13 protein-coding genes are annotated in these 14,503 nt (G+C 71.5%); 7 read left to right on the top strand and 6 right to left on the bottom strand.

Going from position 1 to position 14,503, the window contains the following annotated elements:
- Positions 1-31: 31 nt before the first annotated feature.
- Both J2S22_RS11275 and J2S22_RS11270 read right to left on the bottom strand, forming a co-directional pair.
- The gene (locus J2S22_RS11275) at positions 32-1,063 is read right to left on the bottom strand and encodes an NAD-dependent epimerase/dehydratase family protein (RefSeq protein WP_272777803.1); all 1,032 of its coding nucleotides are present in this window, start codon (positions 1,061-1,063) and stop codon (positions 32-34) included.
- Positions 1,060-2,508, bottom strand: a complete 1,449-nt coding sequence (locus J2S22_RS11270) for an aldehyde dehydrogenase (RefSeq protein ID WP_272777804.1) — start codon at positions 2,506-2,508, stop codon at positions 1,060-1,062. Before J2S22_RS11270 ends, J2S22_RS11275 begins: the two co-directional genes overlap by 4 nt.
- A gap of 219 nt (positions 2,509-2,727) precedes the next feature.
- On the opposite strand from J2S22_RS11270, the gene J2S22_RS11265 reads away from it, so the two are divergent.
- The 4 genes from J2S22_RS11265 (at position 2,728) to J2S22_RS11250 (ending at position 7,906) form a co-directional block, all read left to right on the top strand.
- The gene (locus J2S22_RS11265; RefSeq protein WP_272777805.1) at positions 2,728-3,471 is read left to right on the top strand and encodes a GntR family transcriptional regulator; all 744 of its coding nucleotides are present in this window, start codon (positions 2,728-2,730) and stop codon (positions 3,469-3,471) included.
- Between the two features lie 143 nt (positions 3,472-3,614).
- Positions 3,615-6,380: a valine--tRNA ligase gene (locus J2S22_RS11260; RefSeq protein ID WP_272777806.1), complete on the top strand. Its 2,766-nt coding sequence runs from the start codon at positions 3,615-3,617 to the stop codon at positions 6,378-6,380.
- A gap of 361 nt (positions 6,381-6,741) precedes the next feature.
- Positions 6,742-7,080 (top strand): P-II family nitrogen regulator, encoded by a 339-nt coding sequence (locus J2S22_RS11255; RefSeq protein ID WP_272777807.1) that lies wholly within the window; start codon positions 6,742-6,744, stop codon positions 7,078-7,080.
- Between the two features lie 91 nt (positions 7,081-7,171).
- A complete protein-coding gene (locus tag J2S22_RS11250) occupies positions 7,172-7,906 on the top strand; it encodes an NAD-dependent epimerase/dehydratase family protein (RefSeq protein ID WP_272777808.1) in 735 nt (244 codons plus the stop codon).
- Positions 7,907-7,939: 33 nt separating this feature from the next.
- Here J2S22_RS11250 and J2S22_RS11245 read toward each other — a convergent pair whose 3' ends face one another.
- Positions 7,940-8,545: a DNA-3-methyladenine glycosylase gene (locus tag J2S22_RS11245; RefSeq protein WP_272777809.1), complete on the bottom strand. Its 606-nt coding sequence runs from the start codon at positions 8,543-8,545 to the stop codon at positions 7,940-7,942.
- A gap of 335 nt (positions 8,546-8,880) precedes the next feature.
- Between J2S22_RS11245 and ilvD the strand changes: the two genes are divergently transcribed.
- Together ilvD and J2S22_RS11235 are read left to right on the top strand one after the other, a co-directional pair.
- Entirely contained in the window at positions 8,881-10,605 is a 1,725-nt protein-coding gene (gene ilvD, locus J2S22_RS11240; RefSeq protein WP_272777810.1) for a dihydroxy-acid dehydratase, read from the top strand.
- On the top strand, positions 10,592-11,485 hold the full coding sequence (locus J2S22_RS11235; RefSeq protein ID WP_272777811.1) for a tetratricopeptide repeat protein: 894 nt from the start codon (positions 10,592-10,594) through the stop codon (positions 11,483-11,485). The genes ilvD and J2S22_RS11235 overlap by 14 nt, the downstream gene beginning before the upstream one ends.
- 27 nt (positions 11,486-11,512) lie before the next feature.
- On the opposite strand, the gene J2S22_RS11230 is transcribed toward J2S22_RS11235, so the two are convergent.
- The 3 genes from J2S22_RS11230 to xth form a co-directional block, all read right to left on the bottom strand.
- Positions 11,513-11,920 (bottom strand): type II toxin-antitoxin system VapC family toxin, encoded by a 408-nt coding sequence (locus tag J2S22_RS11230; protein WP_272777812.1) that lies wholly within the window; start codon positions 11,918-11,920, stop codon positions 11,513-11,515.
- On the bottom strand, positions 11,917-12,159 hold the full coding sequence (locus tag J2S22_RS11225; RefSeq protein ID WP_272777813.1) for a FitA-like ribbon-helix-helix domain-containing protein: 243 nt from the start codon (positions 12,157-12,159) through the stop codon (positions 11,917-11,919). The genes J2S22_RS11230 and J2S22_RS11225 overlap by 4 nt, the downstream gene beginning before the upstream one ends.
- A gap of 82 nt (positions 12,160-12,241) precedes the next feature.
- Positions 12,242-13,036: an exodeoxyribonuclease III gene (gene xth, locus J2S22_RS11220; RefSeq protein WP_272777814.1), complete on the bottom strand. Its 795-nt coding sequence runs from the start codon at positions 13,034-13,036 to the stop codon at positions 12,242-12,244.
- A 286-nt stretch (positions 13,037-13,322) separates the two neighbouring features.
- Here xth and J2S22_RS11215 point away from each other — a divergent pair, with 286 nt between their 5' ends.
- Positions 13,323-14,474, top strand: coding sequence for an efflux RND transporter periplasmic adaptor subunit (locus J2S22_RS11215; protein WP_272777815.1), 1,152 nt, complete (start codon positions 13,323-13,325; stop codon positions 14,472-14,474).
- Positions 14,475-14,503: the final 29 nt, after the last annotated feature.

Here is a 14,503-nt window from a genome sequence, read left to right as displayed (position 1 = left end):
GGGCCTGCGTCCGGCGCGGATGCAGCGTCCGCTACTCGGCGGCCGCCGCCGGCGCGCCCGCCTGGTCGCGCCAGGCGAGGAGACGCCGCAGCCCCTCGCGCATGCCGACCTCCGGACGCCAGCCGATGGCGCGCTCCGCCGCGGCATGGTCGATCCGGAAGGCGCCGCCGGAGGTGAGCCGCACCTTGCCGGCCTCCGGCGCGACGTGCTCGGGGCGAAGCGACGTGCCGGTCAGCTCGCACACCAGCTCGACGAGCTGCAGCGTGGTGACCGGCTCGGGCCCCGACACGTTGACGGCGACGTCGCTGGCGTCGGCCTCGAACGCCATCGCATTGGCCCGCGCGAGGTCGCCGACATAGACGAAGTGCTTGGTCTCGGCGCCGTCGCCGATCACCCGCGGCCGCAGGCCCGCCTTGATGCGGTCGTGCGTCTCGACGATGTAGAGCGCGTTGGCGGCGCGGTAGTGCTGGCGCTCGCCGTAGACGGTCGAGTAGCGCAGCACCACGTAGTCGAGCCCGCGCTTCTGGTGGGCCTGCCGGCAGAGCTGCTCGCCGACGATCTTCGAGGCGCCGTAGAGAATGGCCGCGGGCGGCGCGCCGGCGGCGTGGAACGGCGTGTCCTCGACGAGGTCGCCGGCGACGCCGGGACCGTAGCCGTAGACGGCGTTCGACGAGGCGAAGACGAGCTTCCCGACGCCGCGCACCACGCACGCCTCGATCACGTTCTGGGCGCCGCGGACGTTGACGTCGAGGCCGGCCCAGGGATCGCGGTCCATCGAGATCGTCATCATGGCGGCGAGATGCAGCACGCCGTCGACGCCCTCGGTGGCGGCGAGCAGGTCCGGCAGCCGCATCACGTCGCCGGAGACGATCGTCACCCGCTGATCGTCGACGAGATGCCGGACGGCGTCGCGCGAACCGAAGGAGAAGTTGTCGAACAGCACGACCCGGCCGGCGCCGCGCGCCAGCAGCAGGTCCGCCGTGGTGGAGCCGACCAGGCTGGCGCCGCCGACGATCAGGAAGCGCCGGCCGTCGATCGGCAGGGCAGCGGAGCGCGCGCTCATCGGGCGATCCCGAACGGCGCGTCGTGGAGGCCGAAATACATGGTCTTCACCTGTCCGTAGAGCCGCAGCCCGTCGGTTCCCTTCTCGCGGCCGAGGCCGGAGTCCTTGAAGCCGCCGAACGGCGACGAGATGCTCGATTGCTTGTAGGTGTTGATCCAGACCGAGCCGGCCTCGAGCGCCCGGCCGATCCGCCACGCCCGCTTGAAGCTCTCGGTCCAGATCCCGCAGGCGAGCCCGTAGGGCGTGCCGTTGGCCATGGCGATCAGCTCCGCCTCGTCGCGGAACGGCAGCGCCACCAGCACCGGGCCGAAGATCTCCTCCTGGCAGAGCCGCGCGGTCGCCGGGAGGCACTCGATCACGGTCGGCGCGTAGTAGGCGCCGACGTCGAAGACGCCGCCGCGCGGCACCGTGCCGCCGGCGAGCACGCGGCCGCCCTCGCGCAGACCCTCGGCGACGTGGCGGGCGACCTTGTCGCGATGCCGGAAGGAGGCGAGGGGGCCGACCTCGACGGCCGGATCGTCGGGCGCGGCCACGCGGGCCGCGGCGGCGCGCGCCGCGACGCCGTCGACCACCGCGCGGTAGACGCCCGCCTCGACGAACAGGCGCGAGCCGGCGACGCAGCTCTGGCCCGACGAGCCGAAGATGCCGGAGGCGACGGCGGCGATCGCGTGGTCGAGATCGGCGTCGGCGAACACGATGTGGGGCGACTTGCCGCCGAGCTCGAGCGCCGCCGGCACCAGGCGGGCGCCGGCGACCCGGGCGATCGCCCGGCCCGTGTCGGTGCCGCCCGTGAACGAGATCATCCGCACGCCCGGATGTGCGACGAGCGCGGCGCCGATCGCCTCGCCGGTGCCCTGCGCGATCTGGAGCTGGTCCTCGGGCAGGCCGGCCTCGCGGCAGATGCGGGCGAGCTCGGGGGCGAGCAGCGGGGTGTCCTCGGACGGCTTGAGGATCACGGCGTTGCCGGCGGCGAGCGCCGGCGCCACCTTCTGGGCCTCGTTCATGATCGGCGAGTTCCACGGCGTGATCGCCAGCACGATGCCGAACGGCTCCAGCACCGTCATCGAGACGTAGTCGCCGCGCGGCGGCGTCACCTCGGTCTCGTGGGTCTCGATCACGCCGGCGTAGTAGCGGAAGGCCCCGGCGGCGGCGTCCACCATGGCCCGGCACTCGGCCAGCGGCTTGCCGTTGTCGCGCATCTGCAGCCGCGCCAGCGGCTCCTTCTCGGCGAGCAGGCGGCGCGCCACCTCGTGCAGCACGGCGGCCTTCCGGTCCGGCCGCAGCCGCGCCCAGCCGGAGCGGCGGAACGCCGCCTCGGCCCGCGCCACCAGCGCGTCGACCTCGGCGGCGCGGGTCGGCGGGACCACCCCGACCGGCTCGCCGGTCGCCGGGTCGATGCTGACGAGCTCGTCCGGGCGCGCCGCGATCTCGGGCTTAGCGTTCATCGTCTCACCATTGCCGAGGGCCTTGCAGAATTCGTCAGTCCGGGGCGCGCCGAAGGCGCGAACCCGGAATCCAGCGGCGAACTCCACATCCTGGGGTGGATTCCGGGTTCGGCGCTACGCGCCGCCCCGGAATGACCGGGTCATGCAAAGCCCTCTTGCTGCAGGACCGATGGCGGCAGTCTATGGTGGCGCGCGCGCCGGGAAAGCACCTCGATGCCGATGAGATTATCGATAATGCCGCGCGGCCCGGAGGAGGGCGCGCCGGCGGCCGAGTCCGCCTATTTCGCCCTGCCGGGCGCCGACAGGCCGGTGTCGCCGCCGGTCGCCGCGGTCATCGCGGCCCTGGAGGCCGACATCATCCGGGGCCGCATCCTGCCGCGCGGGCGGCTCATCGAAGACCATCTGATGGAGGACTACGGGGTCAAGCGGCACGTCGTGCGGGCCGCGCTCGACGAGCTGGAGCGGCTCGGCGTGGTGGTGAAGCCGCGCCATCGCGGCGCCGAGCTGCGCCGCTTCGAGGCCGACGAGATCGCCCGCCTGTACGACATGCGCGAGGTGCTGCACCGGGCGGCGGTCCGCCGGATGGGGACGGTGACGCCGGAACGGCTCGCCGAGGTCGAGCGCTGGCGCGCCCGCCACGCCGCCGCAGCCGCCACCGGCGACGTCGTCGCGGTCCACCGCACCAACATGATGTTCCACCAGGGGCTCTTCGCGCTCTGCGACAACCCCTTCATTTCCAACGCGATCCGCCTGCACGACTGGCTCAGCTTCCCGATCCGGGCCTACGGGGTGGCCGATGCCGAGGCGCTCGCCCGCGCCTGCGCCGAGCATGTCGAGATGGTCCGCCTGCTCGGCGAGGGCCGGCTCGACCGGCTGGAGGAGCTCGCCGTCGCCCACATGGCGCCGGCCCGACGCATCTACGAGGGCAAGTTCGTCGCCCTGCCGGCCCGGCCCGCCGGCTGACCGTCGCCGGCGTCCGCGGCGTTGACAGCGGCGGGTGCGGGGGGTTTGGTGGCGCCCGCTGTCTTTCCGAGCGGACCGCGATCCTTCCCGAAGCCCTTGCCGGTGTTCGGGTTCGTGCTCCGCCGCGTCGAGAATCCGGACCCATGATCGAGAAAACCTACCAGCCTGCCGCCATCGAGGACCGCATCTCGGCCGCCTGGGAGGCGGCGCAGGCGTTCCGGGCCGGACGGCCGGAGCGCCAGGGCGCCGCCCCGTACTGCCTCGTCATTCCGCCGCCCAACGTCACCGGCTCGCTCCACATGGGGCACGCGCTGAACAACACCCTGCAGGACGTGCTGGTGCGGTTCGAGCGCATGCGCGGCAAGGACGTGCTCTGGCAGCCCGGGACCGACCATGCCGGCATCGCCACCCAGATGGTGGTCGAGCGCCAGCTGATGCAGCGCCAGGAGCCGTCGCGCCGCGACATGGGCCGCGAGGCGTTCCTGGAGCGGGTCTGGGCCTGGAAGGCCGAGTCGGGCGGCACCATCGTCAACCAGCTCCGGCGCCTCGGCGCCTCGTGCGACTGGTCGCGCGAGCGCTTCACCATGGACGAGGGCCTGTCGCGCGCCGTCCTCAAGGTGTTCGTGAAGCTCTACGACGACGGGCTGATCTACAAGGACAAGCGGCTGGTCAACTGGGACCCCAAGCTGCTGACCGCCATCTCGGATCTCGAGGTGCAGCAGGTCGAGATCAAGGGCCATCTCTGGCACATCCGCTACCCGGTCGAGGGCACCGACGAGACCATCACGGTCGCGACCACCCGGCCGGAGACCATGCTGGGCGACACCGCCGTCGCCGTGCATCCCGACGACGAGCGCTACACCCACCTGGTCGGCCGGCACGTGATCCTGCCGCTGGTCGGCCGCCGCATCCCGATCGTCGCCGACACCTACTCGGACCCGGAGAAGGGCACGGGCGCCGTCAAGATCACCCCGGCGCACGACTTCAACGACTTCGAGGTGGGCCGCCGGCACCACCTGCCGCTGGTCAACGTGCTCGACACCGAGGGCCGGCTCGACCTCGCCGAGAACGCCGCCTTCCTGGAGGGCGTGCCGGTCACGGCGGCGCTGCAGGAGACCGTCGCGCTGCACGGCCTCGACCGCTTCGAGGCGCGCAAGAAGATCGTCGAGCGGCTGGAGGCCGAGGGGCTGCTCGAGAAGATCGAGCCGCACACCCACATGGTGCCGCACGGCGACCGCTCCGGCGTCGTCATCGAGCCGTTCCTGACCGACCAGTGGTACGTCAACGCCAAGGCGCTGGCGGTGCGCGCCATCGAGGCGGTGCGCGACGGCGACACGGTGTTCGTGCCGAAGACCTGGGAGAAGACCTATTTCGAGTGGATGGAGAACATCCAGCCCTGGTGCATCTCCCGCCAGCTGTGGTGGGGCCACCAGATCCCGGCCTGGTACGGGCCGGACGGCAAGGTGTTCGTCGCCGAGACCGAGGAGGAGGCCGTCTCCCGGGCGCTGGCCTACTACGCCGAGACCGAGGCCATCACGCCCATGGAAGGGCACGACATGGCGCTCGACCCGGAGAGCCGGACGCCGTTCCTGATCCGCGACGAGGACGTGCTCGACACCTGGTTCTCCTCGGCGCTGTGGCCGTTCTCGACGCTCGGCTGGCCGGACCAGACGCCGGAGCTCGCCCGCTACTACCCGACGAGCGTGCTCGTCACCGGCTTCGACATCATTTTCTTCTGGGTCGCCAGGATGATGATGATGGGACTTCACTTCCAGGACGAGGTCCCGTTCAAGACCGTCTACATCCACGCGCTGGTCCGCGACGAGCGCGGCCAGAAGATGTCGAAGTCCAAGGGCAACGTCATCGACCCGCTGGAGCTGATCGACCAGTACGGGGCCGACGCGCTGCGCTTCACGCTCGCCGCCATGGCGGCGCAGGGCCGCGACATCAAGCTGGCGAAGTCCCGGGTCGAGGGCTACCGCAACTTCGCGACCAAGCTGTGGAACGCCTGCCGGTTCGCCGAGCTGAACGGCTGCGCCACGGTGCCAGGCTTCGATCCGCGCGGCGCCCGCGAGACGCTGAACAAGTGGATCGGCCACGAGCTCGCCCGCGCCGTCGCCGACACCACCGAGGCGATCGAGGCCTACAAGTTCAACGAGGCGGCGGGCGCCGTCTACCGCTTCGTCTGGAACGTCTACTGCGACTGGTACCTGGAGCTCGCCAAGCCGGTGCTGCTCGGTGCCGACGGGCCGGCCAAGGACGAGACGCGCGCCATGGTGGCCCATGTCCGCGACGAGATCCTGAAGCTGCTGCACCCGTTCATGCCGTTCGTCACCGAGGAGCTGTGGGCCGTCACGGCCGAGGGCGGGGCGCCCCGCGACGGGCTGCTGGCGCTCGCCCCGTGGCCGGCCGCCGCCGGACTGGAGAACCCCGAGGCGGAGGCCGAGATCGGTTGGGTGATCGACCTCGTCGGGGCGATTCGCTCGGTGCGGGCCGAGATGAACGTGCCGCCGGCGACCCAGCTGCCGCTGGTGCTGACCGGCACGGCGGCGAGCTTCGCCCGGGCGCAGCGCTGGTCCGACGTGATCGAGCGGCTCGCCCGCCTGAAGGGCATCAGCCACGCCGAGGCGGCGCCGAAGGGGGCCGTCCAGCTCGTCGTGCGCGGCGAGGTGGCGGCGATCCCGCTCGCCGGGGTGATCGACATCGCCGCCGAGCGGGCCCGGCTGACCAAGGAGAAGGCCAAGGCCGAGGCCGATATCGCCCGGGTCGACAACAAGCTCGCCAATGCCGACTTCCTGGCCCGCGCCCCCGAGGAGGTGGTCGAGGGCGAGCGCGAGAAGCGCGACGAGGCGGTCGCCCGCCGCGCCAAGATCCTGGAAGCCCTGGAGCGGCTGAAAGACGCCGGCTGAGGCGTCTGCCTTTCGGGGTCGCCAGAGCATTCGCCGTCATTCCGGGGCGCGGACCGCAGGTCCGCGAACCCGGAATCCAGCGGCGAATCCGGTCTGTGTGGCTGGATTCCGGGTTCGCGCCTTCGGCGCGCCCCGGAATGACCGAGACCGCTATCAGGGCCGCGGTATCAGGGCCGCGCGATCGCCCGCCGGTGCATGGCAGCAAACCAGCCGACTCCGGGATTTTCCGCTTATTTCACAGCCCGGCTTGCCGGTATCGTGTTCCATCGACACGCCTTCGGACCGCCGCGCCCGTTGCGGGCGCAGGGACATCGTTCCGTCTGCTCGGCGTCCGACCCCGATTTTCTGGAGTGCCGTACCCATGAAGCTCGTCACCGCCGTCATCAAACCCTTCAAGCTCGACGATGTCCGCGACGCCCTCTCGGCGGCCGGCGCCCAGGGCATGACCGTCACCGAGGTCAAGGGCTACGGCCGCCAGCGCGGCCACAAGGAGGTCTATCGCGGCGCCGAGTACACGGTGTCGTTCCTGCCGAAGATCCGGCTCGACGTGGTGGTCGACGACGACCGGGTCGAGCGGGTGATCGAGACGATCCGCGGCGCCGCCCGCACCGACCACATCGGCGACGGCAAGATCTTCGTCACCCCGGTCGAGCGCGCGCTGCGCATCCGCACCGGCGAGGTCGACGTCGACGCCCTGTGACGGGCCGCCGACCGGCGGGAGGGAACCCGGCCGCGCCTCCGGCACTTCGACGATCGCCCGCCGCGGATCGCCGGCGGGCATCGGAGGCGCCATGCGCATCTTCCTCGCCGGAGCGACCGGCGTGATCGGCCGGCGGCTGGTGCCGCTGCTGATCCGCGACGGTCACGAGGTCACCGGAACGACCCGCCTGCCGGACAAGGCGGCGGCGCTCGAACGCGCCGGCGTCCGGACGGCCGTGGTCGACGTGTTCGACGGCCCGGCCCTCGCCGCGGCGGTCGCGGCGGCGCGTCCCGACGTGGTCGTCCACCAGCTCACCGACCTGCCGGATCTCCTCGATGCCGAGGGCCTGAACGAGGCGCTCGCGCGCAACGCCCGCATCCGGGTGGAGGGGACCTGCAATCTCGTCGCGGCGCTGCAGGCCGCGGGTGTGCGGCGCCTCGTCGCCCAGAGCATCGCCTTCGCCTATGCGGACGGGCCGCGGCCCTGCGCCGAGGGGGCGCCTCTGGCCTCGACCGAGACCGGCCCCCAGGCCGTGACGGCGCGCGGCGTCCACGCGCTCGAGGAGCTCGTCACCGAGATGCCGGGCTTCGACGGCGTCGTGCTCCGCTACGGCCGGCTCTACGGGCCCGGCACCTGGGCCGAGGCCGCCGCCGGGCCCGCACCCCTGCATGTCGACGCCGCGGCCGAGGCGGCGCGGCTGGCGATCACCCGCGGCGCGCCCGGCATCTACAACATCGCCGAGGAGGACGGCGAGGTCGCCATCGACAAGGCGCGCGCCGAGCTCGGCTTCGATCCCGCCTTCCGGATCGGCGACGTGGCGGGGTGACCGGCCGTGGCGTGACCGGCCCGGCCGCCGCCGTCACGCCGGCCGGAACGGCCGGCTGAGGAAGGGCGAGCCCTTCAGCCCGTAGCGCCACGGCTTCTCGGCCGCCTTGGTGATGCCGATTCGCGGGCCGGCGACGATCTCGGGCGTGCCGGGACGGGCGATTAGCGTGAAGGGCGGCGCGTCGAGCGGGGCGCCGTCGAGCGCCCGGGTGATGCCGAGCGCCTGGCAGAGCCGCCCCGGGCCGGAGCACAGCAGCCGCTCGTCGGCGACGCCGCGGCGCGCCCGCATCGCGTCCAGCCCGGCGGTCGGGGCGAGGGCGCGGATCAGCACGGCGCTCGCCGAGCCCTCCGGCTCGCACACCGCGTTGACGCACCAGTGGATGCCGTAGGAGCGGTAGACATAGGCGAATCCGGGCGGCCCGAACATCACGGCGTTGCGCGGAGTGCGGCCGATGTAGCTGTGCGCCGCCGGATCGGTGTGGTGATAGGCCTCGACCTCGACGATGACGCCGCCGACGCCGTCGACCAGCAGCGTCGCCCCGATCAGCTCGGGCGCCACGGCATGGACGCTGCGGTCGAAGAAGCCGCGGTCGAGCGCGGCCGGGGCGGGACGACGACGAGGCGGGGCGGGACGCGGCATGGTGAAGAAAAGCTCGCCGGAATCGGTGGTTTCGTCACGCGGCCTTTGACGGTCCGGCGACCGGTCTGGTGCACTGTGCGCCGGGGCGACGGGGTCTTCCGGCAGGTCTGAAGGAACGACGGACGATCGCGCGCCGCAAGCCGTCCGTGCGTTCCCGACCACAGCGTGTGTCGTTGCCGCAACAGGGGATCAACATTTCCGTGACCGGGCCTGTGGCAGGCCCAAACGCCTATTTTCCGCCACACGCCTCCATGATTTCGAATGGGTCCAGATCGCGTTTCTCGGCGCCCGAACGTGCCGATCGGCGATGGTCTCGACAGGGGACACGACGCGCGATGGACGCCAGGACGGACCTCAAGAGCAGGCTGCCCAGCCGGCACGTGACCGAAGGTCCCGAGCGCGCGCCGCATCGGTCCTACTACTACGCCATGGGCCTCACCAAGCAGCAGATCCACCAGCCCTTCGTCGGGGTGGCGAGCTGCTGGAACGAGGCGGCGCCCTGCAACATCGCGCTGATGCGCCAGGCCCAGGCGGTGAAGAAGGGCGTCGCGGCGAACGGCGGCACGCCGCGCGAGTTCTGCACCATCACGGTCACCGACGGCATCGCCATGGGCCACGAGGGCATGAAGTCCTCGCTGCCGTCCCGCGAGGTGATCGCCGATTCGGTCGAGCTGACGATCCGGGGCCACGCCTACGACGCCCTGGTCGGGCTCGCCGGCTGCGACAAGTCGCTCCCCGGCATGATGATGGCCATGTGCCGGCTGAACGTGCCGTCGATCTTCATCTATGGCGGCTCGATCCTGCCCGGCACCTTCAAGGGCCAGCCCGTCACCGTGCAGGACGTGTTCGAGGCGGTCGGCCGGCATTCGGTCGGCGACCTCTCCGACGGCGACCTCGACGAGCTCGAGCAGGTCGCCTGCCCGTCGGCCGGCGCCTGCGGGGCGCAGTTCACGGCCAACACCATGGCGACCGTCTCGGAGGCGATCGGCCTCGCGCTGCCGTACTCGGCCGGCGCGCCGGCGCCCTACGAGATCCGCGACCGCTTCTGCATGACGGCCGGCGAGCAGATCGTCGAGCTGATCCGCCGCAACATCAGGCCTCGCGACATCGTGACCCGCGAAGCGCTCGAAAACGCCGCCGCGGCGGTTGCGGCGACGGGCGGTTCGACCAATGCTGCTCTGCATCTTCCGGCGATCGCCCACGAGTGCGGCATCGCCTTCGATCTGTTCGATGTGTCCGACGTGTTCAAGCGTACGCCGTATATTGCAGACCTCAAGCCGGGCGGCCGTTACGTCGCCAAGGACCTGTTCGAGGTCGGCGGCATCCCGCTCATCCTCAAGACCCTCCTGGACCACGGCTTCCTGCACGGCGACTGCATGACCGTGACGGGCCGCACCATGGCCCAGAACCTCGCCAACGTGGCCTGGAACAAGGCCCAGGACGTGGTCCGTCCGGCCAACCGGCCGCTGCTGGCGACCGGCGGCGTGGTCGGCCTCAAGGGCAACCTCGCCCCCGAAGGCGCGATCGTGAAGATCGCCGGGCTGGAGAGCCTGACCTTCACGGGCCCGGCCCGCTGCTTCGACGGCGAGGAGGCCTGCTTCGAGGCGGTGAAGAAGCGCCGCTACAAGGACGGCGACGTTCTGGTGATCCGCCAGGAAGGGCCGCAGGGCGGCCCCGGCATGCGCGAGATGCTGGCGACCACGGCGGCCCTCTACGGCCAGGGCACCGGCGGCAAGGTGGCGCTGATCACCGACGGCCGCTTCTCGGGCGCCACCCGCGGCTTCTGCGTCGGCCATGTCGGTCCGGAGGCGGCGGTCGGCGGACCGATCGGCCTGCTGCGCGACGGCGACATCATCGAGATCGACGCCGAGGCCGGCACCCTGAACGTGAAGCTCTCGAAGGCGGAACTCGACGCCCGGCGCGCCGCGTTCAAGCCGAAGCGGACGACGGCGACGTCGGGTTACCTTTGGAAATACGCCCAGCAGGTGGGATCGGCGCGCACCGGCGCCGTCACCCATCCGGGCGCCGTGGCCGAGAAGAAGTGCTATGCGGACGTCTAGTCGCGTTGGGATCCTGGTCGCACTGGGCCTCGCCGTCGGGCTGGGCAGCGCGGTGGCGTTCGACGGCGCCCGCGGCCCGGTGCGCGTCGCGCCGGCCGTGAGCGTCGATCTCTTCCCGCGCGGCGCCGCCGCGGTGATGTCGCCGGACCGGCTGCAGGGGCCGCCGACCCTGCGCAATCTGACGCCCGTCGAGGCGTTCCGCTCGGGCGCCCAGGCGCTGCGCGCCGGCGACACCAAGGCCGGCGTCTCCTCGCTCGAATACGCCGCGGCGAGCGGCCACCCGATCGCCCAGTGGAAGCTCGGCCGCATGTATGCCGAGGGCGACGGCGTCCAGCAGGACGACGTGCGCGCCTTCGAGTATTTCCGCGAGGTCGCCGACGCCCATGCCGACGAGAGCCCCGGCACGCCGCGCGCCCGCTTCGTCGCCAACGCCTTCGTGGCGCTCGGCAACTACTATCTGGACGGCATCCCGAGCTCGACCGTGAAAGCGGACCCGGACCGGGCCCGCGAGATGTTCACCTACGCGGCGTCCTATTTCGGCGACCCGGACGCCCAGTACCATCTCGGCCGCATGTATCTCGAGGGGCACGGCGGCGTGAAGGACGCCCGCCAGGCTGCCCGCTGGCTGCAGCTCGCCGCCAACAAGGGCCAGTATCAGGCCCAGGCGATGCTCGGCGCCATGCTGTTCAAGGGCGAGGCGGTGCCGCGGCAGGGCGCCAAGGGCCTGATGTGGCTGACGCTGGCGCGCGACGCCGCGACCCCGCAGGAGGCCTGGATCACCGACATGCACGCCGCCGCCTTCAAGACCGCCACCGACGAGGAGCGGGCGACCGCGCTCTCCTTCCTGGAGCGCTGGCTGCGCGGCGGCCGCCGGGAGTAAGGGGCGGGGCCGCGGGATTCCGCCCCTTTACCCGACCGGGTTCAACAGGTCCGAATAGGACGTGCCGGCACACCGGCGGGCCAGACGCACGTCCAAGGTCGCCAGCCGGCAGCGCCGCGACTCCGCCAGCGCCAGGTAGAAGCAGTCGTAGACCGGGTGGCCGAGATCGAGCGCGATCTCCAGCGCGCGGTCGCGGAGGTCGACCCCGGATACGATCTCCTCGACGAACTGCCCCACGTGAGCCACGGCATCTCTGACGACGTGGCGATCGAAACCATTGAACTGCACGAGTTTCCAACCGGCATTGTCGATCTCGGCCATGATCAGGTCGGGGGCGATCAGTCGGTCGGAGCGAAGCGCAGCCTCCGAGCGCTCCGAGTTTCCGAGGTCGAACAACCAGGGAACCACGACGCTCGCATCGACGACGAGGGTCAAGGGAGAAACTCGTCGTCGCGACCGGAGCGGATGGCCGCATGGACGTCGAAATCGTCCAGCTTCGGAGAGCGGGCGCGTAAGCGGCGAGACAATTCGATCTTGTGGTCTGGCGTCAACGGCGCGGCCGCCGCGAGGATATCGCGCGCTTCCTGCTCGACGGAGCGTCCGCGGAGATCCGCTCGCGTCCGAAGCTGATCGAGCACCTTGTCGTCGATGTTGCGCAGCAGCAGATCGCCCATCTCGCCCTCCGGTCGCCGGGCGGCCGAAACTTAGCAGAAAACGCACGCTCGATCAGCCCGGCCCGCCGACGGCGATGCCGGCTCACGCCGCCTCCAGGGCGAGGTCGCACCACACCGGGACGTGGTCGGAGGGCTTGTCCCAGCCGCGCACGTGCTTGTCGATGCCGGCCGCGGCGAGCCGGTCGGCTGCCTGCGGCGACAGCAGCAGGTGGTCGATTCGCAGGCCCATGTTCTTCTGCCAGCACCCGGCCTGGTAGTCCCAGAACGTGTAGAGTCCGGCCGCGTCGGAGCCGGCCCGGATCGCGTCGGTGAAGCCGAGCGCCGTCAGGCCCGCGAACTTGTCCCGCGTCTGCGGCAGGAACAGCGCGTCGCTGCTCCAGGCGTCCGGGTTGGGCACGTCGCGGGCGGCCGGCAGCACGTTGTAGTCGCCGGCCATGACGAACGGCTCCTCCAGGGCGAGGCGGTCGGCCGCATAGGCGGCGAGGCGGTCCATCCAGCGCAGCTTGTAGGGGTACTTCTCGGTCCCGACCGGATTGCCGTTGGGCAGGTACAGGCAGGCGATCCGCACCGCGCCGCCGCCCTCCGTCGAGACGACGCCTTCGAGAAAGCGGGCGTGATCGTCCTCCGGCTCGCCCGGCAGGCCCGGCGTCACCTCGTCGAACGGCCGGCGCGACAGGAGCGCCACGCCGTTGAAGGTCTTCTGGCCGTGTACGGCGACATTGTACCCGGCGGCCTCGATCGGCTCGCGCGGGAACGCCTCGTCGACGCACTTGGTTTCCTGCAGGCAGACGATGTCGGGCTGACGTTCCTGCAGCCAGGACAGCAGATGATCGAGCCGCTGCTTCACCGAGTTCACGTTCCAGGTGGCGATCCGCATCGCTCGTTCTCCTGCGTCCGAGGTCGTCCGCGTCCGAGCCGTCCGCTCGCGACGCCTTGTCCCTATTACAATTTCGCAATCATCATACCGGATTGCTGCGCCCTTTTTTGCGGTATGCTAATTGCTAGCGGGTGAGAATGTCGAACGTCGACGGCCACTCGTTCGAGGACCCCCATGGCCTCCCTCACGCCGCGAGCCTCGGATCGACGGGCCGTCGTCTCGGTGCAACGCGACGCGAGACGGCGCTCGGCCGCCGCGGCGCGCCGCCACTGAACACGGACTGACCATGATCCGACGTCGCGCGCTCTGGGTGATCGTGGCCGTCCTGGCGCTCGCGGGCAGTGCGTTCGCGGTGCAGTGGCTCGGCGCCGAGAAGAACGGTGCCCGGCCGGCCCGCACGGCGACGGTGCCGCGCGCCGTCGCGGTGGAGACCGGCACGGCGACCCGCAAGAAGGCGCCGGTGACCATCGAGGCGCTCGGCTCGGTGACGCCGCTCGCCAGCGTCGCGGTGCGCACCCGCATCGACAGCGAGATCGTCGGCATCCATTTCGAGGACGGCGCCGTGGTGAAGAAGGGCGACCTCCTGGTCACCCTCGACGGCCGGGCGCTCGAGGCGCAGATCCGCCAGGCCGAGGCGCAGCTCGCCCGCGACAAGGCCCAGCTCGAAGGCGCCGAGCGCGATCTGCGGCGCTACACCGAGCTGGTCGCCCGCGCCGCCACGCCGCAGACCAATCTCGACAACGCCAAGACCCAGGCCGACGTCTACCGGGCCGCGATCCTGGCGAGCCAGGCGACCATCGACCACCTCAAGGTGCAGCTCGGCTACACCAGCATCCGGGCGCCGATCTCTGGCCGCATCAGCCAGGCCAACGTGAAGGTCGGCAACCTGGTGCGCACCGGCGAGGCGACGCCGATCGCCACCATCAACCAGATGGCGCCCGTCTACGTCTCGTTCACGGTGCCGCAGCGGGCGCTGCCGCAGATCCGTGCCGCCATGACCAACGAGGATTCGGCCGTCGAGGCCGTCGTCCCGGGCGAGAGCCGCCGCGCCCACGGCCAGGTCGCCATGGTGGAGAACGCGGTCGATTCGGCGACCGGCATGGCGACCATCCGGGCCGTGATGCCGAACCAGGACGAGATCCTGTGGCCCGGCACCCTGGTCACGGCCAAGCTGACGCTGCGCATCGAGGATGCCGTCACGGTGCCGGCGACGGCCGTGCAGGTGAGCCAGCAGGGCAGCTTCGTCTACGTGGTGAAGGACGGCGTCGCCCGGGTGCAGCCGGTGACGGTGCTGCGCTCCGTCGGGCCGGAGACCGTGGTCGAGACCGGCCTCTCCGGCGGCGAGCAGGTGGTGACGGCCGGCCATCTGCAGCTCACCGACGGCGTCAGGGTGACGGTCCGCACGCCGCAGGACCGCCAGCGCAAGGCCGGAGCGTGAGCCCGGAGACGAGCCCGCGGCGCCGCCGC

This window comes from Rhodoplanes tepidamans, assembly GCF_030813915.1.
Taxonomy (GTDB): domain Bacteria; phylum Pseudomonadota; class Alphaproteobacteria; order Rhizobiales; family Xanthobacteraceae; genus Rhodoplanes; species Rhodoplanes tepidamans.
The sequence above is the reverse complement of the archived record's forward strand: the minus strand, read 5'-3'. Positions and strand labels throughout refer to the sequence as shown.

Excerpts from the sequence above, each read along its gene's own strand:
- J2S22_RS11275 (WP_272777803.1), bottom strand. The coding sequence starts at position 1,063 with ATGAGCGCGCGCTCCGCTGCCCTGCCGATCGACGGCCGGCGCTTCCTG.
- J2S22_RS11270 (WP_272777804.1), bottom strand. The coding sequence starts at position 2,508 with ATGAACGCTAAGCCCGAGATCGCGGCGCGCCCGGACGAGCTCGTCAGC.
- J2S22_RS11265 (WP_272777805.1), top strand. The coding sequence starts at position 2,728 with ATGAGATTATCGATAATGCCGCGCGGCCCGGAGGAGGGCGCGCCGGCG.
- J2S22_RS11260 (WP_272777806.1), top strand. The coding sequence starts at position 3,615 with ATGATCGAGAAAACCTACCAGCCTGCCGCCATCGAGGACCGCATCTCG.
- J2S22_RS11255 (WP_272777807.1), top strand. The coding sequence starts at position 6,742 with ATGAAGCTCGTCACCGCCGTCATCAAACCCTTCAAGCTCGACGATGTC.
- J2S22_RS11250 (WP_272777808.1), top strand. The coding sequence starts at position 7,172 with ATGCGCATCTTCCTCGCCGGAGCGACCGGCGTGATCGGCCGGCGGCTG.
- J2S22_RS11245 (WP_272777809.1), bottom strand. The coding sequence starts at position 8,545 with ATGCCGCGTCCCGCCCCGCCTCGTCGTCGTCCCGCCCCGGCCGCGCTC.
- ilvD (WP_272777810.1), top strand. The coding sequence starts at position 8,881 with ATGGACGCCAGGACGGACCTCAAGAGCAGGCTGCCCAGCCGGCACGTG.
- J2S22_RS11235 (WP_272777811.1), top strand. The coding sequence starts at position 10,592 with ATGCGGACGTCTAGTCGCGTTGGGATCCTGGTCGCACTGGGCCTCGCC.
- J2S22_RS11225 (WP_272777813.1), bottom strand. The coding sequence starts at position 12,159 with ATGGGCGATCTGCTGCTGCGCAACATCGACGACAAGGTGCTCGATCAG.
- xth (WP_272777814.1), bottom strand. The coding sequence starts at position 13,036 with ATGCGGATCGCCACCTGGAACGTGAACTCGGTGAAGCAGCGGCTCGAT.
- J2S22_RS11215 (WP_272777815.1), top strand. The coding sequence starts at position 13,323 with ATGATCCGACGTCGCGCGCTCTGGGTGATCGTGGCCGTCCTGGCGCTC.